The organism is Streptomyces sp. SID5785 (genome assembly GCF_009870065.1).
In the GTDB taxonomy this organism is placed as follows: domain Bacteria; phylum Actinomycetota; class Actinomycetes; order Streptomycetales; family Streptomycetaceae; genus Streptomyces.
This window is the reverse complement of record NZ_WWIA01000779.1, coordinates 38570-58644: the sequence shown is the minus strand read 5'-3', so window position 1 is coordinate 58644 and position 20075 is coordinate 38570. Positions and strand designations below refer to the sequence as shown.

Sequence of the window (20075 nt, the reverse complement as noted above, 5' to 3'; positions counted from 1 at the left end):
CGAGCCTTGCGGGGTGAGCCGGGGGTGACGGGAAGGCGTGTGGGATGTTCGCTGCGCTCGGGCGTTTGGTGGTCCGCAGGCCCTGGTGGGTCATCCTCGCGTGGGTGGTCGTCGCGGCGGCGGTGATCGCCCTCGCGCCGAAACTCACCTCCAGTTCGGACGAGGCGAGCTTCCTGCCCGACTCGTACGAGTCGATCGAGGCCGCCGACCTCCAGGAGTCCCAGTTCCCCAAGCAGCAGAACATCGGCGCCGTCATCGTCTTCCAGCGCTCCGACGGCCGGCGCCTGACGTCCGCGGACTCCGCCGACGTCGTCCGGGTCTCGCGCTCCCTCGCCGCGCAGGACATCCCGAAGGTCGAGGCGGTCGTCCCGGGCAAGCCCTCGCCGAACGGGCTCGTGCAGACCTCCATGGTCGCCATGCCCAAGCTGACCGACCCGTCCGACACCTCCGAGCAGGACGCGGTCAAGACGCTGCGCACCGACCTCCGCAAGGCCGTCGACGGCACGGACCTGACGGCCGGGGTCACCGGCTCCGCCGCCACCGCGCTCGACGAGGCGGACGCCTCCTCGCGGGCCGGACTCCTCGTCGGCGTCGGCACGATCGTCATCATCGTCGTGCTGCTCCTGCTCATCTTCCGCAGCCCGATCATCGCGCTGCTCCCGGTCGTCCTCATCGGCCTGATCTCGCCGCTGGCCACCGGTCTCATCGCGTCCGCCAACAAGGCCTTCGACATGAAGGCCGACTCGTCGATCCAGGAGCTGCTCACCGTCGTCCTGTTCGGCGTCGGCACGGACTACATCCTGTTCCTGCTGTTCCGCTACCGGGAGGCGCTGCGCACCGGCGAGCATCCCAAACAGGCCATGATCCACGCCGTCGAACGGGTCGGCGAGGCCATCACCTCGGCGGCCGGCGCCGTCATCGTCGCGTTCGCCGCGCTCGCCCTGTCCACGCTCGGCATGCTGCAGTCGATGGGCCCCGCGCTCGCCATCGCCGTCTTCGTGACCCTGTGCGCGGGCCTGACCCTCGTCCCGGCCGTGGTCTCGCTGCTCGGCACCAAGGTGTTCTGGCCGTCGAAGTCCTGGCGCTCCGAGCCGCACGGCACCGGCTTCGCCCGGCTCGGCGCCTCGCTGGCCCGCCGCCCCGCCCTGTGGGCGCTCGGCTCCGGGCTCGTCATGGTCGTCCTCGCGCTCGGCGCCCTCGGCTACCGGGCCAACTTCGACCTCGCGACGTCGTCCCTGCCCAAGACCAAGGAGTCCATGGTCGCCCTGAAGGACCTGGAGAAGGGCTTCCCCGCGGGCACCACCGACCCCACCAGCGTCTACCTGGCCTCCGACGGCGACCGCCCGCTCACCGCCGCCCAGGCGGCCGCGTTCCGGGCCTCCCTGGCGAAGGTGGACGGCGTCGGCACGGTCGGTGCGCCCGTCCTCAGCACCCGGCGGACCGCCGCCGCGTACACGGTCGTCCTGGACGACCCGCCCGCCTCCGACGCCGCGATGAACACCATCAGGGACGACCTGCGGCCCGCCGCGCACGCGCAGGCCCCGGACGGCACCACGGCGTCGGTCGGCGGCATCACCGCGGTCTACGTCGACATCAACAAGGCCGTCGACCGCGACTACTCCGTCGTCTTCCCCGTCGCCGCGGTCTGCATCATGATCATCCTCGGGCTCCTGCTGCGCAGCCTCGTGGCGCCCTGGTACCTCATGCTGTCCGTCGCCCTCGGCTTCGGCGCGACCCTCGGCGCGACGTCGTTCCTGTTCACCCAGATCGGCAGCCAGCCCGGGCTGATGTTCATGCTGCCCGTGATCATGTACTTGTTCGTGGTCGCGCTCGGCACGGACTACAACATCCTGATGGTGTCGCGGCTGCGCGAGGAGGCCCGTGAGGGGCGCGAGCCGCGGGACGCGGCGGGCACGGCGATCCGGCACTCCGGGCCGACGATCGGCTCCGCCGGCGTGATCCTGGCGGGGACCTTCGCGACCCTGATGCTGGCCGGGAACTCGACGCTCTCCCAGATGGGGTTCGCGCTGTCCTTCGGCATCGTGATCGCGGCGTTCGTCATGGCGATGGTGTTCACGCCGTCGCTCACGGCGCTGATCGGGCACGCCGCGTGGTGGCCGGGACACGGGGACCGCCGCAAGGGCTGACGTCCCGCGGTTCCGGCCCCCCGCCGGCGCGGTCCCTACCGCAGCCCGTGCCGGCGCGCCACCATGCGTTCCACCGCGCCCCGCGTCAGAACCCGGCGCAGCGCGAACACCAGCGGCGCGTTGCTGCCCACCGCGTACAGGGGGCGCGGCCGGGGCGCCTCGATCGCGGCGAGGACCGTCGCGGCCACCTTCGCGGCCGTGATGCCCCGCGCCTCGTTGGCGTTGAGCGCGGCCAGCATCGTGTCGTACGCGGCGCGGAACGGCGAGCCCTCGGCCACGTACTGGGTGCGCCGCTCGCTGATCCCGGTCGCGATGGAGCCGGGCTCGACCGTCGTGATGCCGACCCCGTACCCGGCGTACTCGCGCCGGGCCGCGTGCGCGAAGCCCTTGACCGCCGCCTTGGACGCGACGTACGAGGAGCGGTAGGCGAGCGGGAAGCTGGCCAGCATCGAGCCGACCATCACCACCCGGCCGCGCCGCCGCTCGCGCATGCCGGGCAGGACGAGCTGGCTGAGCCGGACCGCGCCGAGCACGTTGATCTGGAACAGCCGGCGCAGGGCGTCCATCGGCAGCTCCTCGAAGGGGCCGCTCTGGGACTCGCCCGCGTTGTTGACGAGCACGTCGACCGGTCCCGCGGCCGCCGCGCACGCCTCGATGCTCGCGTCGTCGGACAGGTCGAGCGCCAGGTAGGTCACGCCCTCGACCGGGTCGTTCACCTTCTCCGGGTCGCGGCTCGTGCCGTAGACCGTGTAGCCGCGCCGCACGAGAGCGGCGGCGACCGCCGCGCCGATGCCCGAGGAGGCGCCCGTCACGAGCGCGGTGCCGGCGCTCATGCGAGGCTCCGGGCGAGGGCGCGGCCCGCGGCGCGGCCGGAGAAGATGCAGCCGCCGAGGAAGGTGCCCTCGAGCGCGTTGTAGCCGTGCACGCCGCCGCCGCCGAACCCGGCCACCTCGCCGGCCGCGTACAGGCCGTCGAGGACCGTGCCGTCGGGGCGGACGACCTGCGAGTCCAGGTTCGTCTCCAGGCCGCCGAGCGTCTTGCGGGTCAGCAGGTTCAGCCGGACGGCGATCAGCGGGCCCTGCGCCGGGTCGAGCAGGCGGTGCGGCTTGGCGACGCGCGTGATGCGGTCGGGCAGGTAGGAGCGGGCGTTGCGCACCGCCATGAGCTGGAGGTCCTTCGAGTAGCCGTTGCCGACCTCGCGGTCGCGGGCCACGATCTCCCGCTCGACCTGCTCGTAGGCGACGGGCGCGTCGGGCGTCAGCTCGTTCATGCCCGCGACGAGGTCCTTCAGGTTGTCGCGCACGACGAAGTCCTCGCCGTGGTCGAGGAACGCCTGCACGGGGCCGGGCGCGCCCTTCTTGACGCGCTGGAGCACCAGCTTGAGGTCCTTGCCGGTGATGTCGGGGTTCTGCTCCGAGCCGGAGAGCGCGAACTCCTTCTCCACGATGGCCCGGGTCAGGACGAACCACGTGTGGTCGTGCCCGGTCCCGGTGATGTGCTTGAGCGTGGCGAGCGTGTCGTGCCCGGGGAACAGCGGCGCGGGCAGCCGCCTGCCCTCCGCGTCCAGCCACAGCGAGGACGGGCCGGGGATGATCCGGATGCCGTGGCCGGGCCAGATCGGGTCCCAGTTCTTCAGGCCCTCGGTGTAGTGCCACATGCGGTCACGGTTGACGAGGGACGCGCCCGCGCTCTCGCTGATCTCCAGCATGCGTCCGTCGACGTACGCGGGAACGCCGGTGACCATGGAGGCGGGCGCCGGGCCCATCCGCTCGACGGGCCAGTTCTTCCTGACCAGTTCGTGGTTGGCGCCGATGCCGCCGGAGGTGACGACGACGGCCCGGGCGCGCAGCTCGAAGTCGCCGACGGTCTCGCGGGAGGAGGCCACGCCGCGCGGTTCGTCCGACGGTTCGAGCAGACTGCCGCGCACGCCGACGACGGCCCCGTCCTCCACGATCAACTCGTCCACGCGATGGCGGTACTTGAAGGTGACGAGCCCGCGCGAGGCGGCCTCCAGGACCGGCTCCCGGAAGACCCGCACGACCTCGGGTCCGGTGCCCCAGGTGAGGTGGAAGCGCGGCACCGAGTTCCCGTGCCCGGTCGCGGTGCCGGAGCCGCGCTCGGCCCAGCCCACGTTGGGCGTGACCTTGAGCCCGAGCCCGTTCAGGTAGTCGCGCTTCTCGCCGGCCGCGAACCGCACGTACGCCTCGGCCCACTTGCGCGGCCAGTGGTCCTCGCGCTCGCGGTCGAAGCCGGCCGAGCCGAGCCAGTCGGCGAGCGCCAGTTCGTAACTGTCCTTGATCCCCATGCGCCGCTGCTCGGGGCTGTCCACGAGGAAGAGCCCGCCGAGCGACCAGAACGCCTGGCCGCCCAGGTTCGCCGCGTTCTCCTGGTCGACGAGCAGGACGCGCTTGCCGGCGCGGGTCAGCTCGTAGGTGGCGACGAGCCCGGCGAGCCCGGCTCCGACCACGATGACGTCCGCGCGGTCCGCGCCGTCCGGGGCACTGGTGTCACTCACGGGGTCTCCCTAGGGGTGCTGTAAGCGTTCAGTACGTTCATGAAGAGGGCGCGGCGCCGGTCGCGCACGGCCGGGTCGCCGGGCTGCATCAGGACCTGGACGGCCGTCCCGTCGTGCACGGCGACCAGGGCGTCGCCGAGGGCCTCCTCGTCGGGCACGCGCCGGCCGAGCCGGTCCAGGGACGCGACGAACACGGGCAGGAGCGCCTCGCGGATGGCGCGCTCGCGGGCGGCCATCACACGGCGCAGGCCCGGGGTGCGCAGCGCGTGCGCGGTGAACTCGGCGGTGATCCGGTACCAGGCCTCGTCCGGCGGCGTCGCGTCGACCGCCGCCCGCACGCCGGCCTCGGGGCCGCGCGCGCCGACCCCGGCGAGGGCGGCCCGCAGGTCGTCGAGCATGCGGGCCGAGCGCTCCTCCCACAGGGCGAGGAACAGCTCGTCCAGGGAGGAGAAGTTCGAGTAGAAGGCACCGCGGGTGAACCCGGCGCGGTCACAGACCTGCTCGACGGTGGTGCGGCCGAAGCCCTCGCGCGCGAACACCTCGAAGGCGGCGTCGAGCAGCCGCTGCCGGGTGCGGGCCCGGCGCCGGGTGACGGTGCCGGCCGTGGCGCCGGTGCCGTCGGGTGTGCCGGTCATCGTCGCCGCCTCCTGATCGGATGATCGGATACAGGAACGTATTCGATACGTTCATGTATCCACAAGAGGTGTGCACGGCACCGGGCACCGCCATCAGCGCCGGGCCGGGCCCGGTCAGGGCGTCCCGGTGGGGGATCAGCCGGTGAAGATCTCGATCAGCGACCACACCGCGAGCAGCAGCATGCACACGCCGCCCACCCGCTGCACGGTCTTCAGCGGCACCCGCTTGGCGATGAACCGGCCGGCGACCAGCGCGAGCGCGGACACCGACATGAGGGCGGCGGCGGAGCCGATGGCCGTGGACCAGGTGCCGTTCGTCGCGGCGAGGTTCGCGGTGGTGATCTGGGTCAGGTCGCCCCACTCGCTGATGAAGACAGCCGTGAACGCGGTGCCGTAGACCGGCCAGAACCCGGTGACGGTCCGGCCGCCCGCCTCGTCGTCCTCGTCGTCGTCGCCCCCGCCGCGCAGCAGCATGAACGCGCCGAAGCCGAACAGCAGCGCCGACACCAGCTTCACGATCCAGCCGGGCAGCAGGGAGAGCAGGGAACCGGCACCGACGGCGATGGCGACATGCACGATGAACGCGCTCGAGGTCCCGAACCACACGTACAGCGGCTTCATCCGCGTACCCATGGCCAGCGAGGCGAACATGGTCTTGTCGGGCAGTTCGGCCAGGAAGATCAGCCCGAAGGCGGTGACGATCGCCAGGGGGTCGAGATGCATCGGGGGGACTTTCTGTGGGGGCGGCCGGATCGCCGTGAACCCACCCACTGCGCGGGGAGGACCACTCGACCCGGCAGCGTCGGACACACGGCACACAGGGGTGTGCGCCGCGTCGTACTGCTACTGCCTGGTCGAAGGTCTCGCCCGCCCGCGCCGCATCCGGCACGGGCCCGGCCACCGGGAACCCGGGGGTTCCAGTGTGTCGACGACCGGTTCGCGGGGCTACTCCCCTTCGCTTGCTCCGTCAAGGGTACACGCCGCCGTCCCGCCCGCCGCCGCGCCGCAGCCGCGCACGGGCCCCCGCGGGCACCCCGCGCCGCCGCCGCACCTGCGGCCGTACGGGCACCGGCTGCGGGCTGACCGGGCCGCCCGTGTGGTGCTCGATGTGGATGCCGTGGAACACGAGCCGGGTCAGGCTCAGCGCGATCAGCGCCTCCGCCCAGTAGAAGGCGGCGTAGTCGAGGACCGAGCCGTTGGGCGGGCTGCCCGGCGCCGCGCTCCGCAGCCCCACCAGCGCGAACAGTGTCGCCGCCATCCAGCCGAGCGCCGGCCACACCAGCCCGCGCCGCTGCCGCACCACGAGCTGCGAGGCCAGCAGCACCGAGAGCGCGATCGCCCACATCGCCGTGATGATGAACCACGCCATGATGAACGTGGACCGGGACCGCCTCATCTGCGTGTCGATCAGCGCCACCCCGGCCTCGTACCGCTTCGCCCGCGTGTCCAGCGAGAAGTTGGGGTCCGTGTCCCGCACCGTCAGCCGCAGCGGCACCGCCGTGCGCGCGTCCCCGCCGAGCGTCGCGGTGAGCCCGAGCACCGCCGTGTACCGGTCGAACGGGTAGTCCGACAGAGCCCCGGCGGTCAGCGGCACCGCCACCTCGCGCAGCAGCGTCACACTGCTCTGCTTGAACGTGACCTCCTCCTGGCCCGGCGCGTTCGTCACGAGCACGACGTCCTTCTTCGGCAGGCCCTGCGCGTCGGCGAACCGCCCGGTCGCCGACACGGTCAGCTGGATCCGGGCCACCCGCTCGCCCGGATCGGTGCGGCGCACCTCGGCCGCCACCTCGATCCGGTCGGCGGCCCTGCTGCCCACGACGAGGGCCCGCTCGCGCGCGTCCCGCTCGTCGAAGTAGAGCGCGATACCGGCCGCGATCAGCGCGATGAGGCACAGCATCCCGACGGCCCCCCACGACCACCAGCGCCGTCGCTGCCGGGCGCCGACTGCGCGGCGGGGCGGGCGGGTCGGGGGAGGCATGCTCCGATCCTGGGCACGCGGGGCGCGGCCCGCCACACGGAGGGCGTCAATCGTGGCGTCGGGCGGCGTGCGGTTCGAGGAACTCCAGCCGGTTGCCGAACGGGTCCGCCGCGTAGAAGCGGTCGTGCCCGGGGAACGTGTCGTCCCACGTCACCTTGTGCCCGCCCGCCTCCAGCCGGGCGGCGAGCGCCCGCAGCGAGCGGACCAGGATCCCCGGGTGCGCCTTGCGGGCCGGGGCGAAGTCCCGCTCCACCCCCAGATGCACCTCGAGGCCGCCGCCGCGGAACCAGCATCCGCCGCGCGCCGCAAGGACCGGCGGCTTCGTCAGCTCCGCCATGCCGAGCACCCCGCCCCAGAACTCGCGGCACCGCTCCTCCCCGCCGGCCGGGATCGCCAGCTGGACGTGGTGCAGCCCGACGAACCCGGGCTCGGGCGTCTCCGGTTCTGCGGGGGCCGGAGTGCGGGGTGCTGTCATGGCGGGCTCCTCGGGGCGTGTGTCGTGGTGTCCGTGCTGGTGTCCGTGGTGGGGTCCGTGGGGGTGTCCGGGCTGGTGCCGACGTAGGGGACGTGTCCGCGGGCGCGGCGGTTCACACGCCGCGCCCGCGGCGGGCCCGTCGCGTCACAGGCCGCCGAGCACCTGGTGGGCGAGCAGCCCGGTGCCCGCGTCCCGGAACGGCCTGAGGGCCAGCCGTATCAGGGCGAGCGGATGGTCGTCGCCCGCGACGCGGTTGGTGCTGAGCACGCCGCAGCGCAGACACCGGTGCACCAGCAGCCACTCCCCGTCCGGCCGCACCGCGACGCACAGCGCCTCCATCCGCCCCCGGCATCCGGCGGCGCGGTCGCCCGGGGTCCGGGCGTCCACGTGCAGGCTGGTCAGACAGGTCGGGCAGTGGTTGCGGTGCCCGGTGCCGGGTGCGTCCGGCGACACGTCGAGCCGGCACCCGGCGCACCGGAAGGCGTGCGCCCGGTGCCCGCCGCGCGCATGGAGCACGTCCTTGCGCCGCTGCGGCCGGCGCCGCCCGTCCTCAGGCCGCGTACGTCGGGCCATGCCGCTCTCCTCCCTCTCCGCGCTGCGCTCCCGGCCCCCTCACAGCGATCCGAACGGCTCGAGCGGGAACGGAGGCTGGGCGAGCGGGCGGACGGCCATGCGCATCAGCACGAGCCGGTTGTCGTCCCGGCCGACCGGCCGCGAGGTGAGCGCGTCGCAGCGGACGCAGCGGTGGATGACCGTCCAGTCGCCCGTGGGCAGGACGGCGATGGAGATCGGCACCATCCGGCCGTGACAGCCGCCGGAGGTGTGCCGGGCGTGCAGACAGGACGGGCAGTGGTGGCGTGCCGGGGCGACGGCAGGTGCGGTCAGCCCGCACCAGGCGCAGACGAATCCGTCGCCGTGCGACGTGCCGGTGGTGGGGTGCGGGGCGGGGCGCTGGGTGGGGTGCGGAGTGGTGTGACGGATGGACACCCGGTGGGCTCCTTGCTGAGAGACGAGGCATGACAGCAAGAGCAGGCCGAGCGGTCTCGACGGGCGCAGGCCCGTACGGACGCGCACGCGTGGTGCGACGGATCCGGACGAACGCTCACACGGAGCTGCGAGGCGCGCTCGGCGCGGGCCGGGTCATCAAGACACCCCTCCAAGGGCACGGAACGAGAAAGCCGATCGGGACGACCGGCCCACCGTAGGCCCGCGAAGACCCCCCGGGCCACTGCTTTTCCGGCGTCCCGGCCGCCCACCGGGATGCGGCACCGCCGGCTCGGCACGCCGCCGTGCCTCGGCGATACTCGACAACGACCGCACGCAGCAGGACCGCCGACGACGGGGGAGTACGACCATGAGGGCCAAGGCACGAACGACCGCACTGATCACGCCGGTTGACCCGGAAGCACAGAACGAGGCGAAGGCCCTCGCGGCCGCGGGCCACACCGTCAAGGCCGTCCGCCGCCTCCGCAAGGGCTCCGAACTGAGCCTGCTCACGGCCACGGTGGCGGTGGACCTCCTGACCGAGGGCCACACCCTTCCCACGACCTACGCCGAGGCCGCCGACGCCCTGCCCCTCGCCGACGCCCCCCTGGCCGCGGAACTGACCTCCCTGCTCGCCGAAGCCGACACCAACGCCGCGATCAGACGCCTCCGCGAACGAACCGACCTGGACCTCCTCGGCGGCCACCACCTGGTCACCGAGCTGAACGGGCGCAGGGACACGCCGTAGCCACCCGCTCGCGGCCGGCCCGGCCCGGGGTCACCCGCAGGCCGTCGTCGCCGCGTGAACGGCGAAGGGCTCCCGCCGACGCGAGGTCGGCGGGAGCCCTCGGCTTGCCTGCCGGTGAAGGGTGAGAAGACGATCACGAGCAGGACATCAGGTTCCCCTGTGCGGTCAGGGGTTGAGCAGCAGCGCGTTCGTGCGCTCCTTGGCGGCGGCGTAGCGCTTGGCGACGTCCTGCCAGTTGACGACGGCCCACATGGCCTCGATGAAGTCGACCTTCTGGTTCTTGTACTGCAGGTAGAAGGCGTGCTCCCAGGCGTCGAAGACGAGGATGGGCGTGGAGCCCTGTCCGACGTTGCCCTGGTGGTCGTAGACCTGCTCGACGATCAGGCGGCCGGAGAGCGGCTCGTAGGCGAGGACGCCCCAGCCCGAGCCCTGCGTCGTGGCGGCGGCCTTGGTGAGCTGGGCCTTGAAGCCGGCGAAGGAGCCGAAGTACTCGGTGATGGCGTCCGCGAGCTCGCCGACGCCGTCGGCGGCGGTCGGCTCGCCGCCGCCGCCGTCCTTCGGGCTGTTCATGTTGTGCCAGTAGATCGAGTGGAGGATGTGGCCGGAGAGGTGGAAGGCGAGGTTCTTCTCCAGGCCGTTGATCGAGCCCCAGGATTCCTTGTCACGCGCTTCGGCGAGCTGCTCCAGGGTGTCGTTGGCACCCTTCACGTACGCGGCGTGGTGCTTGTCGTGGTGCAGCTCGATGATCTGCGGATTGATGACCGGTTCGAGCGCCGCGTAGTCGTACGGAAGCTCCGGCAGCGTGTAGATCGCCATCTCCAACACCCTCACGTTATTGCGACTGGTATGCAGCTGCACGCTAGCAGCAGGAAAGACGCGGTGCGATGCGGCGTTGGACCTAGGACCAGGGGGGTGCGCTGTCACGGGCCGTGCGGGGCCTGCGCGGACCGGTCGCCGGGTGCGGGGCTCGCCGCCTGCGCCTTGGGGTGGTGCGAGGCCACGGTGAACAGGCGCGGCTGCACGTCGGTGGCGACGAGCTGCATCCGGCTGCTGGACGGGCGGTCCGCCGCCTCCGTCTTGTTGCACATATATTGCAAGTGCAGGTTGCATGCAGAAGGAGGCCGTGGTGAGCGCACCGGTGGTGCTGGGGATCGAGTCGTCGTGCGACGAGACCGGCGCGGGCATCGTGAGGGACGGAAAGCTGCTGGCCCACGTGGTGGCGTCGAGCATGGACGAGCACGCGCGCTTCGGCGGCGTGGTCCCCGAGATCGCCTCGCGCGCCCACCTCCAGGCGTTTACGCCGGTCGTGCGACAGGCCCTGTCCGAGGCCGGACTGCGCCTCGGCCAGATCGACGCGGTCGCCGTCACCACCGGACCGGGCCTGTCGGGAGCGCTCCAGGTCGGGCTGGCCGGGGCGAAGACCCTCGCGTACGCGGCCGGGGTGCCGCTGTACGGGGTGCATCACCTGGCGGGCCACGTCGCCGCCGACACCCTGGAGCATGGCCCGCTGCCCGAACCCTGCGTCGTCCTGATCGTCTCCGGCGGGCACACGTCGCTGCTCCTGGTCCGGGACCTGGTGCGCGAGCCGATCCTGCACCTGGGCGACACCCTCGACGACGCGGCCGGCGAGTGCTTCGACAAGGTCGCCCGCATCCTCGGCCTGCCCTACCCGGGCGGCCCCGCCATCGACCGCGCCGCGCAGACCGGCGATCCAGGCGCGGTCGCCTTCCCCCGCCCCCTGACGAAGGGCGGCGACGACCCGTACGCGTTCTCCTTCTCCGGCCTCAAGACGGCCGCCGCCCGCTGGGTGGAACAGCACCGGCAGCGCGGCGAGGAGCCGTCGGTCGCCGACGGCGCGGCCGCGCTCCAGGAGGCGGTCGCCGACGTCCTCACCCGCAAGGCCGTGCGCGCCTGCCGCGACCACGACGTGCGCACCCTGATCGTCGTCGGCGGCGTGGCCGCGAACTCCCGGGTCCGCGCGCTGGCCGAACAGCGCTGCGCCGCGGCCGGGATCGAGCTGCGGGTGCCGCCGATGACGCTGTGCACGGACAACGGCGCGATGATCGCGGCGGTCGGCGACCTGCTGGTCCGCTCCGGCGCCCGCCCGGCCCCGCTGGAGGTGTCCATCGACCCGTCCGCCCCCCTGGAGTACGCCTCCCTGACCCCGCTCCCCGCCCCGGCGCCGCGAGCCGCCTGATGACCGCAGCCGTGCGCGCCGGGGACACCGGGGGTCAGGCGCCGGGAGCGAAGAGCTCGGCGAGGAGTGCTGCGCCGTCTGCGGGGGCGCGCACCTCCATGTGGAGGTGCGGACCGTCAAGGTGGAGACGGAAGTCGAAGAAGGGGCAGCATCGCTGCTCCGCAGCGGCCAGTTCGGCCACCTTCGCCGCCCGTGCGACGGGCAGCGTCAGCCGCAAGCCCTCCGGTATCGGTGAGCGGGCCGCACCGTCCACTGCCTCGCGCCATTGAGCGGCTCGCTCCTCCAAGCCGTTGCCGTCCAACGAGCAGGCGACCGGGGCGGTACGCCACGGCTCGGCCTCGGTGGCGCGCCGACTTGGAGAGAGTTCCGCGTCCACCGGCCCACTGCCGGCTGCCGCGCTCGGTGAGAGGAAGCCGCACTCGGGGTCGCAGCGGCCGGTGCGATCAGGGAGCGCGTCCAGGTGCCTCAGCGCCTGGTGCAGCGAGGTGGTCAGAGCGGCCAGTTCCGTGAGGCGAAGCCGCGCTTCCGTCAGGCGGGCGGCGATCCGCGGGCGCAGGTCTTCCTTCACGTCCTTGCAGGCGCCTGCCTCCCAGACCGAGAGCAGCTCCCCGATCTCGTCGAGCGGTAGGCCCAGGTGCTTGGCCGCGCCGATGAACGCCAGGCGCTCGACGGCGTCCTCGCCGTACACGCGGTAGCCAGAAGCTGTCCGACCGGCTGGCAGAAGCCCGGCGTCGTCGTAGAAACGCAGGGTCGTGGCCGGTACGCCGGAGCGCTCGGCGAGCCGGGAGATCCGCATCGTGCTCATGCCTCCGACGGTAGAGCCTCGACCCGGGTCGAAGGTCAAGCCCGCATCCGGCATCCGGGCCCGATCGGGAGAGACGGCAGTGCGCCGGGGGCGGACAGGACAGACCTGGCGAGCTACGGCCTGAGGAAGCGGGGCAGGCTGAGGCGCATGGTCACCGCCGCCCCGTTGTCGTATCCCCGGTGTAGCGTCCGGGCCGAAGTCGGGTTCATGTTCTGCGGTCGACGGAGGCGGGCGGATGACGAGTACGGCAGGCGTCGGAGGACAAGCGCGGCGGGTGAACGCCGAACTCGACGCGCTCAAGGGTGCGTTGGACCACCAGCGCGCGCACGTCCTCGGGATCCTCGAAGGGCTCTCGGAGGATGATCTGCGGCGGCCGGTGCTGCCCAGCGGCTGGAGCTGCCTGGCCTTGCTGCGCCACCTCACCCTGGATGTCGAACGTTTCTGGTTCCCCGGGGTGATCGCGGGCGAGCCGGATGTGGCTGGGCAACTCGCGGCAGGGGCGGAGGCGCACTGGTACGTGCCCGAGGGGATGACCAGCGGCGAGGTCTTCGCCGACTACCGGGCGGCCATCGCCCGCGCGGACGCGGTGCTCGCCGCTGCCGGCCCGGAGCAGGAGCCCGCCGCGTGGCCCGTGGAGATCTGGCCGGCCTGGCGGCTGCCTGACGTGCGGCGCATCGTGATCCATGTGCTCACCGAAGTCGCCTGCCATTGCGGCCACTTGGACGCGGCACGCGAACTCATCGACGGCACCACCTGGCTCGGCGGCAACCCTTACGCCGGATAGTCCTGTGACGTCACGCCCTGATCAATCTGGGACGGGCCTCTGGACGTCCGTATTGAAGGATGCGCGGTAGAACTTCACGCATGCGCGCCAAGTCCTCTGCCGGGGCACGAAGCAGCGCCTCGACGACAGGGTCGGTCAGTCCGATGGCGTCCAGCGACTCCGGATCCAAGGTGACCCGCAGCATGTCGTCGTCCAGCTGCACCTCACGTACGCAGCCGTAGGCAGTGCCCTGGTCAGGTGTGACGAGACAGTGCGTGTCGGGCTCGTCGACGTCGCACATGAACATCAGCGAGAACCCGTCCTCGTCGTCCGACTCCGCCACGCCTGCCATCAGGCAGTCATCCATTTCTGGATCATCGAGTCCGCACGCCACCAGCGCCGTGAACCTGTACGTCATGCAGGCGTTCTAGCACTGAGGTCCGACGGTCGGCAGGGGGTGGCTCATCACGCTCGCCATGATGTGCCCGCGGCCGGGAGCGGCGCCCCCACGCACCTGGTGCCGGCCGATCCTCCGCCGGAGGCATTGCCCGTGAGCCGCGAGCGCGTCGGGTGCTCGACTCGTGATCCCCGGGCCGAGCCACAGTGGGCGGGCGTCGGCGCAGCAGGGAGGCACGCACACAGAAACAGGTCAGGCGCCTCCTTCAATCGGTGGCCAACTCGAAGAAGCTCAGTCACGCATCGGCCTGGTTGACGAACCCGAGAGACGTCAGCCCCTCCGCTGAGCACAGCCGATCGGATGCCCCGCCGACCTCGGTCTGGAGGAGCTGGTACGCCGCACCGTGCCGGTGCCCCCAGTGCATCGCCGCCCGCCACAACGCCCGACCGTACCCATGCCCGCGGTGCCGGGGCAGGACGCCAAAGTACTGGGGCAGGAGGCGCGCGCACCCCCGGGCGTCGCGCATGGTCTCCATGGGCCCGATGGCGCCAGCCACCCTTCCCTCGTGGAGCACGGTGAGGACGGGGCCCACCGTGCCGGCCCGCATCTGGCCGTGCAGGAAGGCGAACCCGTCCCCGGCCATCTCCTCGGCGAACGCACCGAACCCGACCTCCTCGGGCAGCCCTTTGTGCTCCTGCACCGGCACGCTCGGTGCGGCGCCGGGCCCGGCTGTGAAGTCCTTGAGCTGGACGCGCGTCCCCCGCGCATAGGCGTCGGGCTGGTCGGCCCCCAGGAACCACACGATCCGAGCCTTCGCCGCGCCGTGGGTGGCGGCCAGCTTCCGGGCCAAGTCGGAGCCGGTGGACAGGCTGTCAGGCGCCGCCCCGAAGACGTGGACCTTGATGGTGCCGCCACCGCGCTCGACGAGAGTCGGCACGAGCGTCTGCACCTGGTCGTGCTCGATCGCGTCGACGAGAACCCGCTCCGTCTTCTTCTCGGCCCAACGGCGGTCCTTGTCGTGCGGGAGGAAGCGGCCTGACCCGGAGACGTCGACCACGGCCTCCCAGAGGGCGTCGAGCGGCTCTCCCCAGCGCGCGGGTCCGAGGGTGGGCACGTACGGCACGGGCATCACGGGCTCGATCCAGCCCCAGCGGAAGCGCATGGCCGCACGCTACTCACGCCGCGCACACGCCGCAGGCCCCGCCGGAACTTGCTGAGGAGCAGTGGGAGGTGGCCCTCGACGTCCGACGCGCGATGGGTCCCAGCTCTCCCGTGCGCGTACTCAACGAGCTCCTGCACGTACGTTGAGCCGCTCAGCAGTGCCTCGCAGTTCTGCTGCGGGGCACTGCGGGCGTGTAAGCGGAAACTTCCCCGTCCCCCGGCATATCGCTGCCAGGATCAGTCGTGTGACATACGTAGTGACTGTGGACGCCGTCATACCCAAGACCGCTTCAGAGATGGACCCACTTCAACGCGCCGGCGCGGTGGCGCTCATCGAGGATGGTTTTGCCTCCGTCGGGGCGATATCGGGACCCGACGGCATGGAAGTCGACCTTCTCGACACCATCGTGGCCGTCTACCCAGGCGGCGCACTTCTGAAGGTGTTTGTGGATGCGGCGGCTCTGGAGTTCGCAGAGGAGGCCGTACGGTCGGTGGTGGGTGAACTGCTCGAACGATCCGAGCTGTTGGCTGACTGGCAGGTCGAGCGATGTGAGGTCGAACTGCACCCGGAGCTCGCCCAGGAGAGTCTCGCCGCTGCAGACGGTCCCGATATCCCGCCCGATGATCTGGCAGACCGTAAGGCGCGGCATACCGAGCGCCCCACGCCCGAGGGCGGGAGTGACGGCTACGACGCCGAGGCGCAAGCGGAGTTGGTACGCGGTCAGATGCTGGCACGGGCAGATCAACTGCGCTCCTTCCCGCCCGTGATGTTCGGCGTCTTGGACGCCGAAGACGACGATGAAGAAGGTGCCATCGAGTTCGCCACCTCGCCGGAAGACGCCAAACTTGCTGCTGGCGCCTTGGTCTACGCGACGGACATCTTGGTGGACGAGCTGTTCCAAGACGTGCAGACCCTGACGGAGGAGGACACCACCGCTGCTGAATGCGACAGTCCCCTGTGGCACTTCGAGGATCTTCCCGAGCGATACGCCCTGCAGTACGACGCTCGTTTCGCTCGCAGCTTCCTGGTGACGGTGATCGCCATGACTACCCGTTTCACGGACGGCAGCTTCCAGCAGCTGAGCTGCGTCGCTGAGGAACTCGCGCTGAAACTGCTGCTAGCTGAGACGAACGTGACCCTGGAGACTTTCGGATTGCTCGACGACGGCGTCTTGGCCGCACTCGACTCGTTCGCTGACAACGTCTACGAGGACATGGACCACGAGTGGCTTTACGACGACTCCATGGACGGCATCGACGAGAGCGCCGTCGGAGAGGCTCTCGGCGTGGCACCGATGGCGTTCAGGGCCTGGTTCACCCCGTTTAACGAGGGCAGGTACGTCCACCCGTCTGCCGCTGATGAGCCGGCGGGAGCAGCGCAGTGAGTTGTCCTGCTGTCTGAACTCCGTTACGAGGCCAGGTTCCGCCAGAGCCACGGCATGACAGTGGAGACGAGCGGCTGCTGCGCTCACAGGTCGAATAGTGCGTCGCCCGCGTCCGACGTCGCTTTCAGTGCCTTGGCCGCCTCTGTGGGCACAGGATGGATGCCTGCCGTGGTCAGGTCTGCCACCGTGATCAGTGGGCCTGCGCACACCTCGTTGACGAGATCGGCCTGTGCTGGCTCTTCGCGCACAAGCATGCCCAGGACGTTCAGCAGCTCCAGCAGTTCCGTGGTCCATGAGGGAAGCCAGCGCTGAGCGAACTCATGGTCCAGTTCGAGGCGTCGTTTACCGGCGGGATTCCTTCGGCGGTAGCCAAACCACTTGTCGAGAACGTTCATCCCGGACACTTCGTACTCCCGGACTGCGCGAGGCACCGGACTAATTCGTCCACTACCGACCCAAAGGTCCTGTGTCACGGGGTCGTACGCCAGCCTCTCCGGCATGGATTCGGCCGCGTCTGGAATCTCCGCGACGCAGCGTGGTCGGTCACGCGGCAGCAGCACCCTGCCGTATGGCCTCTCAGCAGTGTCGTCGGCGTATCGCTCACCGTAGGCGTGCAGCCACAGGACACGCTGGCCGATTGCAACCGCCCGCTCCCACAGGCAAGGGTCAGCGGTGAGAGGTATTCGTGCGCCAGGGACTTCGAGGTCCTCCTGGAATCGAGCCGTGTACTCCGGGTGGGAGGCGATCGCGGCGATGTAGGCCAAGAGATCTTCGGCGACGACCTGAGTGCCGAGCCGCCCGGAGAGCAGGAGGAGCAGTCCGGGCGTGACGTTGGGCAACGTACCGGCGGCGTTGCGGTAGAGCGGACGGGCGCACCCGCTGCGGTTGTTGAAGTAGTGCATGTCGGGAATGAGGGCGCTGAACACCAGTGCCGGCCCGTTGACCACCGGGTGGGCATTCTGCTCGATGGTGTAGATCTGGCGATCACTGCGGACCCGCCAAAGGTCTGCCCTGCCTCGCTCCATCAATCGGCTGTCCGGCAGTGCATATTGCCGGTCGAATGACCGGAATCCGATGCGTACCGTTTGAGGGCTCGTTCTGTGCTCGGCCGCGAGCGGTATCCGTTCGTGAGATGCGACCCCTGGCAAGGGCGGAACAATGTCCGCGGGAGTTCGCTCACCAGAGTGTCCGAGCATTTCGGCGCGTCGCTCGGTATCCGCGGCGAGCAAGCGCTGCCACCGTCTGTGTAGTGTCCCTTCATCCGGTGCATAGACCCACATCCGCCCGGGCGTGACGCCACGCGACGACCACGGCATCAGATCCTTCAGCTGCGGGCAGGACTCCCACAGGTCGCCACCGGGCGGTAGGAAAGCATCCGTCTTGCCCGTGGCGCACTCGCGCCATTCGGAGTCGTCGAGCCGGAGTGCCATCAGACGTTCGATCTTCTCGTCGCGGCGCCCGGCGATTTTGAGGTGTCTGACCTTTGCGGTCTGCTGCTCTGTCCGCGGCCGCGGGCTGTTCCGCCATCGTACAAAGATCGCGATGCACAACTCCTGGGCGACCTCGGGAAAGATACGGGTCGCGACATCAGCTCGATGGCCCTCCGGCGACATGTCTATGATCCAGCCCTCGTCGGCGGTTTCACGCAGATAGCGCCGCATTCCGGCGAACGCCCGCCCTTTGAGCCATGCCTTAGGAGTGATCAGCGCAACCACGCCGAAGGGCGCGTCGTCATGAGCGTCGAAGACCTTCCAGGTGGCCCAGCGCCAGAAATAGACGTAGAGGTTGGCCATCTTCGACTCGTACCTGCCGTTACCGGGTTGCCGGAAGGCCCCCAGCGGGGCTGGGATGTCCGCCTCGGGTTCCCCTCGCTCCACCCACTTGCCCGCACCCCGTTTCACGGCGTCATGGGGCGGGTTACCCATGACGACCATGACACGCTCGTCTCTCTTCACCTGGTTGGCCTGACGGCGGGAATCTGCGAGCGCTCGGTAGGTGTGGGGGATCCAGTTGAACTCGGCTGTCGGGCTGTCCAAGGCATCGGCCACCAGCAGCCTGAGCCCCTGGGAGGGGGCCGCGGACCCGTACTGCTTGAGCATGGCGTGCATGCGCAGTTCTGCGACGGCGAACGGGCCGGCCTGCATCTCGAAACCGACCAGCCGACGCCCCACCATCTCTCGCAGTCGGGGGCCCACCGCGCCAGGGCCCTCTTCGTCAGCGATGGTTTTGGCGGCGAGCTCCAGCGCCGACAACAGGAAGGTGCCGGTGCCCATAGCCGGATCGACAAGGACCACATCTGGAGAAGCGAAGCCGGACGGGATATGGAAGCCGTCCCGTCTCAGCACGTCCTCGACCAGCCTGGCCATGGCTGAGACGACTCCATGCGGTGTGTAGTACGAGCCAGTGCGTATCCGCAGCTCCGGGTCGTAGATGTGCAGGAAGTGCTCGTAGAGCAGGAAGTAGGCGTCGCCTGTTCCGTCGTCCAGCACGTCCCAGCTGACCGCGCCGATGACACGGAGCAGTGTGTTGAGCGTGGTGGCGAGTCCAGCGACCGAGTCACCCGCGAGCACATCCAGCGCCTGGCCCATCAATGAGTGCTTCTTGCCCAGCTTCGTGGCGATACTGTGCACGGTCTCGCCCTCGAAGGCGATCTCCTCCACTCGAGCGAGCAGAAGCGCGAACACGACGGCTTGACCGTACTGTTCGATGAATTCGGCGTCGGTCGCCTCTGGGAACAGCAAGTGTCGCCAATCCTTAGCCAGCTTTGTGAAGGCTGGCTGACGGCGTCGGCTCTTTTCCTGCGCGATCGCCTCACCGACCTCTTCCGACAGCAGTTGGCACAGTCCTGCGACTGCTCGAATGAGCTGGCTCGTGGTGCGGGGCGTCTGCGGTTCCCAGGTAAGGAAGTCGTATAGAACCCGCGCAAGCGCCCCGTCAGAGGGAGCAAGCTGAGCGCCGGCGGTGAGGACCGAGCCGCGAAGGCGTGCCACTTCTCCGACCTGCTGGCCCTGCTGGTGGACAGAAAACTCGTTTCCGTCACAGAGCAATACGTTGTTGAGCAGCCGCAGTTTCGCCCACTGCCCCGCGTTGCGGCCCGTGTAGACGGATGGATCGGCCTGGGTGCCCGGCTTCTTCAGCTCGATGTAACCGACGAGAGCGCCACCTACCTCGACCGCGTAGTCAGGACGGGCTCCCATGTCCACGAGCGGAACCTCGCCGACGAGGGTGACATCCAGACCGAGGCCACGGCATACGGACCGGATCATGTTCTCCAACGGTCCCCGGAGCTGGTCCTCCTGCCACCCGCTGCCTCTCAGCTTCGGCCTGACCTCCGCTCCGAACGCGGACACAGCGGCCTGGACTGCCTGTTCGAAGCTGTCATGAATTCTGCGTCGAGCACTCATACCGCCCCATCCCCCAAGGCGGGCAGATCCGGCCGACGCCAGGTCGGTGCGGCTATCTGCCGCACCTTGCTCCCGTCGGGGTCGGACTTCGTTCCGGCCCTCGCTGTCTCATGACCGTAAGAGGGGAGTGTGGGGCGCAAGGAGGGTGCATGTGAGGGCGCGTGGAGGCGCGTGTGTAGGCGCCCACGCGCTGGTCCTTGACTGGACTGAGGCGATAGATGTGGCCGGTCGAGATCGTCGCGAGACGATGGGTGTGGTCCAGGAAGATCGTCTGGTGTTCATCCGGATCGCCGAGACGAGTCAGCAGCGCGACTCCAGAGCCCGTGGCGCCCAGTTCACGAACGCGCACATGCGAGGGGATGCGGGGATGCGGCGGTCAGGTGGGTTCGACTGCTGCACGCTGGGAGACCCCGACCAAGATCTTCTCCCAGATTTCTCCCAAACGATCACCGGAGATACAGAAAGAGCCTGACCCTCAGAG

19 protein-coding genes are annotated in these 20075 nt (G+C 70.3%); 5 read left to right on the top strand and 14 right to left on the bottom strand.

All coding sequences use genetic code 11. The annotated features are described in order from the left end of the window. The first annotated feature begins 44 nt into the window (after positions 1 to 44). Entirely contained in the window at positions 45 to 2147 is a 2103-nt protein-coding gene (locus tag GTW43_RS25565) for an MMPL family transporter (RefSeq protein WP_161300602.1), read from the top strand. 35 nt (positions 2148 to 2182) lie between these two features. Here the strand turns inward: GTW43_RS25565 and GTW43_RS25560 are convergent, their stop codons facing one another. The 8 genes from GTW43_RS25560 to GTW43_RS38245 all read right to left on the bottom strand — a co-directional run bounded on the left by GTW43_RS25560 (position 2183) and on the right by GTW43_RS38245 (position 8731). Continuing rightward, a complete protein-coding gene (locus tag GTW43_RS25560) occupies positions 2183 to 2980 on the bottom strand; it encodes an SDR family oxidoreductase (protein ID WP_161300603.1) in 798 nt (265 codons plus the stop codon). After that, on the bottom strand, positions 2977 to 4662 hold the full coding sequence (locus GTW43_RS25555; RefSeq protein ID WP_161300604.1) for an FAD-binding dehydrogenase: 1686 nt from the start codon (positions 4660 to 4662) through the stop codon (positions 2977 to 2979). The genes GTW43_RS25560 and GTW43_RS25555 overlap by 4 nt, the downstream gene beginning before the upstream one ends. Beyond that, positions 4659 to 5297, bottom strand: a complete 639-nt coding sequence (locus GTW43_RS25550) for a TetR/AcrR family transcriptional regulator (protein ID WP_161300605.1) — start codon at positions 5295 to 5297, stop codon at positions 4659 to 4661. Before GTW43_RS25550 ends, GTW43_RS25555 begins: the two co-directional genes overlap by 4 nt. A 135-nt stretch (positions 5298 to 5432) precedes the next feature. Further along, positions 5433 to 6020, bottom strand: coding sequence for a TMEM165/GDT1 family protein (locus GTW43_RS25545; RefSeq protein WP_161300606.1), 588 nt, complete (start codon positions 6018 to 6020; stop codon positions 5433 to 5435). A gap of 244 nt (positions 6021 to 6264) precedes the next feature. Next, positions 6265 to 7275, bottom strand: coding sequence for a DUF4436 family protein (locus GTW43_RS25540; protein WP_161300607.1), 1011 nt, complete (start codon positions 7273 to 7275; stop codon positions 6265 to 6267). 46 nt (positions 7276 to 7321) lie between these two features. Next, positions 7322 to 7750: a glyoxalase gene (locus GTW43_RS25535; protein WP_161300608.1), complete on the bottom strand. Its 429-nt coding sequence runs from the start codon at positions 7748 to 7750 to the stop codon at positions 7322 to 7324. 144 nt (positions 7751 to 7894) lie between these two features. Beyond that, complete coding sequence (locus GTW43_RS25530) at positions 7895 to 8323, bottom strand: RNHCP domain-containing protein (protein ID WP_161300609.1); 429 nt, start codon at positions 8321 to 8323, stop codon at positions 7895 to 7897. A gap of 39 nt (positions 8324 to 8362) precedes the next feature. Beyond that, positions 8363 to 8731: an RNHCP domain-containing protein gene (locus GTW43_RS38245; RefSeq protein WP_161300617.1), complete on the bottom strand. Its 369-nt coding sequence runs from the start codon at positions 8729 to 8731 to the stop codon at positions 8363 to 8365. Positions 8732 to 9104: 373 nt separating this feature from the next. Between GTW43_RS38245 and GTW43_RS25520 the strand changes: the two genes are divergently transcribed. After that, positions 9105 to 9482, top strand: coding sequence for a hypothetical protein (locus GTW43_RS25520; protein ID WP_161300610.1), 378 nt, complete (start codon positions 9105 to 9107; stop codon positions 9480 to 9482). 165 nt (positions 9483 to 9647) lie between these two features. Here the strand turns inward: GTW43_RS25520 and GTW43_RS25515 are convergent, their stop codons facing one another. Next, positions 9648 to 10298, bottom strand: coding sequence for a superoxide dismutase (locus GTW43_RS25515; protein WP_161300611.1), 651 nt, complete (start codon positions 10296 to 10298; stop codon positions 9648 to 9650). Positions 10299 to 10402: 104 nt separating this feature from the next. Next, positions 10403 to 10570: a hypothetical protein gene (locus GTW43_RS25510; protein WP_161300612.1), complete on the bottom strand. Its 168-nt coding sequence runs from the start codon at positions 10568 to 10570 to the stop codon at positions 10403 to 10405. Between the two features lie 38 nt (positions 10571 to 10608). On the opposite strand from GTW43_RS25510, the gene tsaD reads away from it, so the two are divergent. After that, positions 10609 to 11679 carry a tRNA (adenosine(37)-N6)-threonylcarbamoyltransferase complex transferase subunit TsaD gene (gene tsaD, locus GTW43_RS25505; protein ID WP_343246113.1) on the top strand — a complete coding sequence of 357 codons (1071 nt, stop codon included), beginning with the start codon at positions 10609 to 10611 and terminating at the stop codon, positions 11677 to 11679. A gap of 34 nt (positions 11680 to 11713) precedes the next feature. Here tsaD and GTW43_RS25500 read toward each other — a convergent pair whose 3' ends face one another. After that, entirely contained in the window at positions 11714 to 12484 is a 771-nt protein-coding gene (locus tag GTW43_RS25500; protein ID WP_161300613.1) for a MerR family transcriptional regulator, read from the bottom strand. Between the two features lie 274 nt (positions 12485 to 12758). On the opposite strand from GTW43_RS25500, the gene GTW43_RS25495 reads away from it, so the two are divergent. Next, positions 12759 to 13268 carry a DinB family protein gene (locus GTW43_RS25495; protein WP_161300614.1) on the top strand — a complete coding sequence of 170 codons (510 nt, stop codon included), beginning with the start codon at positions 12759 to 12761 and terminating at the stop codon, positions 13266 to 13268. Positions 13269 to 13278: 10 nt separating this feature from the next. Here GTW43_RS25495 and GTW43_RS25490 read toward each other — a convergent pair whose 3' ends face one another. Both GTW43_RS25490 and GTW43_RS25485 read right to left on the bottom strand, forming a co-directional pair. Next, positions 13279 to 13665, bottom strand: a complete 387-nt coding sequence (locus tag GTW43_RS25490) for a hypothetical protein (RefSeq protein ID WP_161300615.1) — start codon at positions 13663 to 13665, stop codon at positions 13279 to 13281. A 274-nt stretch (positions 13666 to 13939) separates the two neighbouring features. Then, complete coding sequence (locus tag GTW43_RS25485) at positions 13940 to 14806, bottom strand: GNAT family N-acetyltransferase (RefSeq protein ID WP_161304349.1); 867 nt, start codon at positions 14804 to 14806, stop codon at positions 13940 to 13942. Positions 14807 to 15050: 244 nt separating this feature from the next. On the opposite strand from GTW43_RS25485, the gene GTW43_RS25480 reads away from it, so the two are divergent. Then, positions 15051 to 16190: a hypothetical protein gene (locus GTW43_RS25480; RefSeq protein WP_161304348.1), complete on the top strand. Its 1140-nt coding sequence runs from the start codon at positions 15051 to 15053 to the stop codon at positions 16188 to 16190. A gap of 83 nt (positions 16191 to 16273) precedes the next feature. Here the strand turns inward: GTW43_RS25480 and GTW43_RS25475 are convergent, their stop codons facing one another. Then, positions 16274 to 19456: a type ISP restriction/modification enzyme gene (locus GTW43_RS25475; protein WP_161304347.1), complete on the bottom strand. Its 3183-nt coding sequence runs from the start codon at positions 19454 to 19456 to the stop codon at positions 16274 to 16276. Positions 19457 to 20075 lie beyond the last annotated feature (619 nt).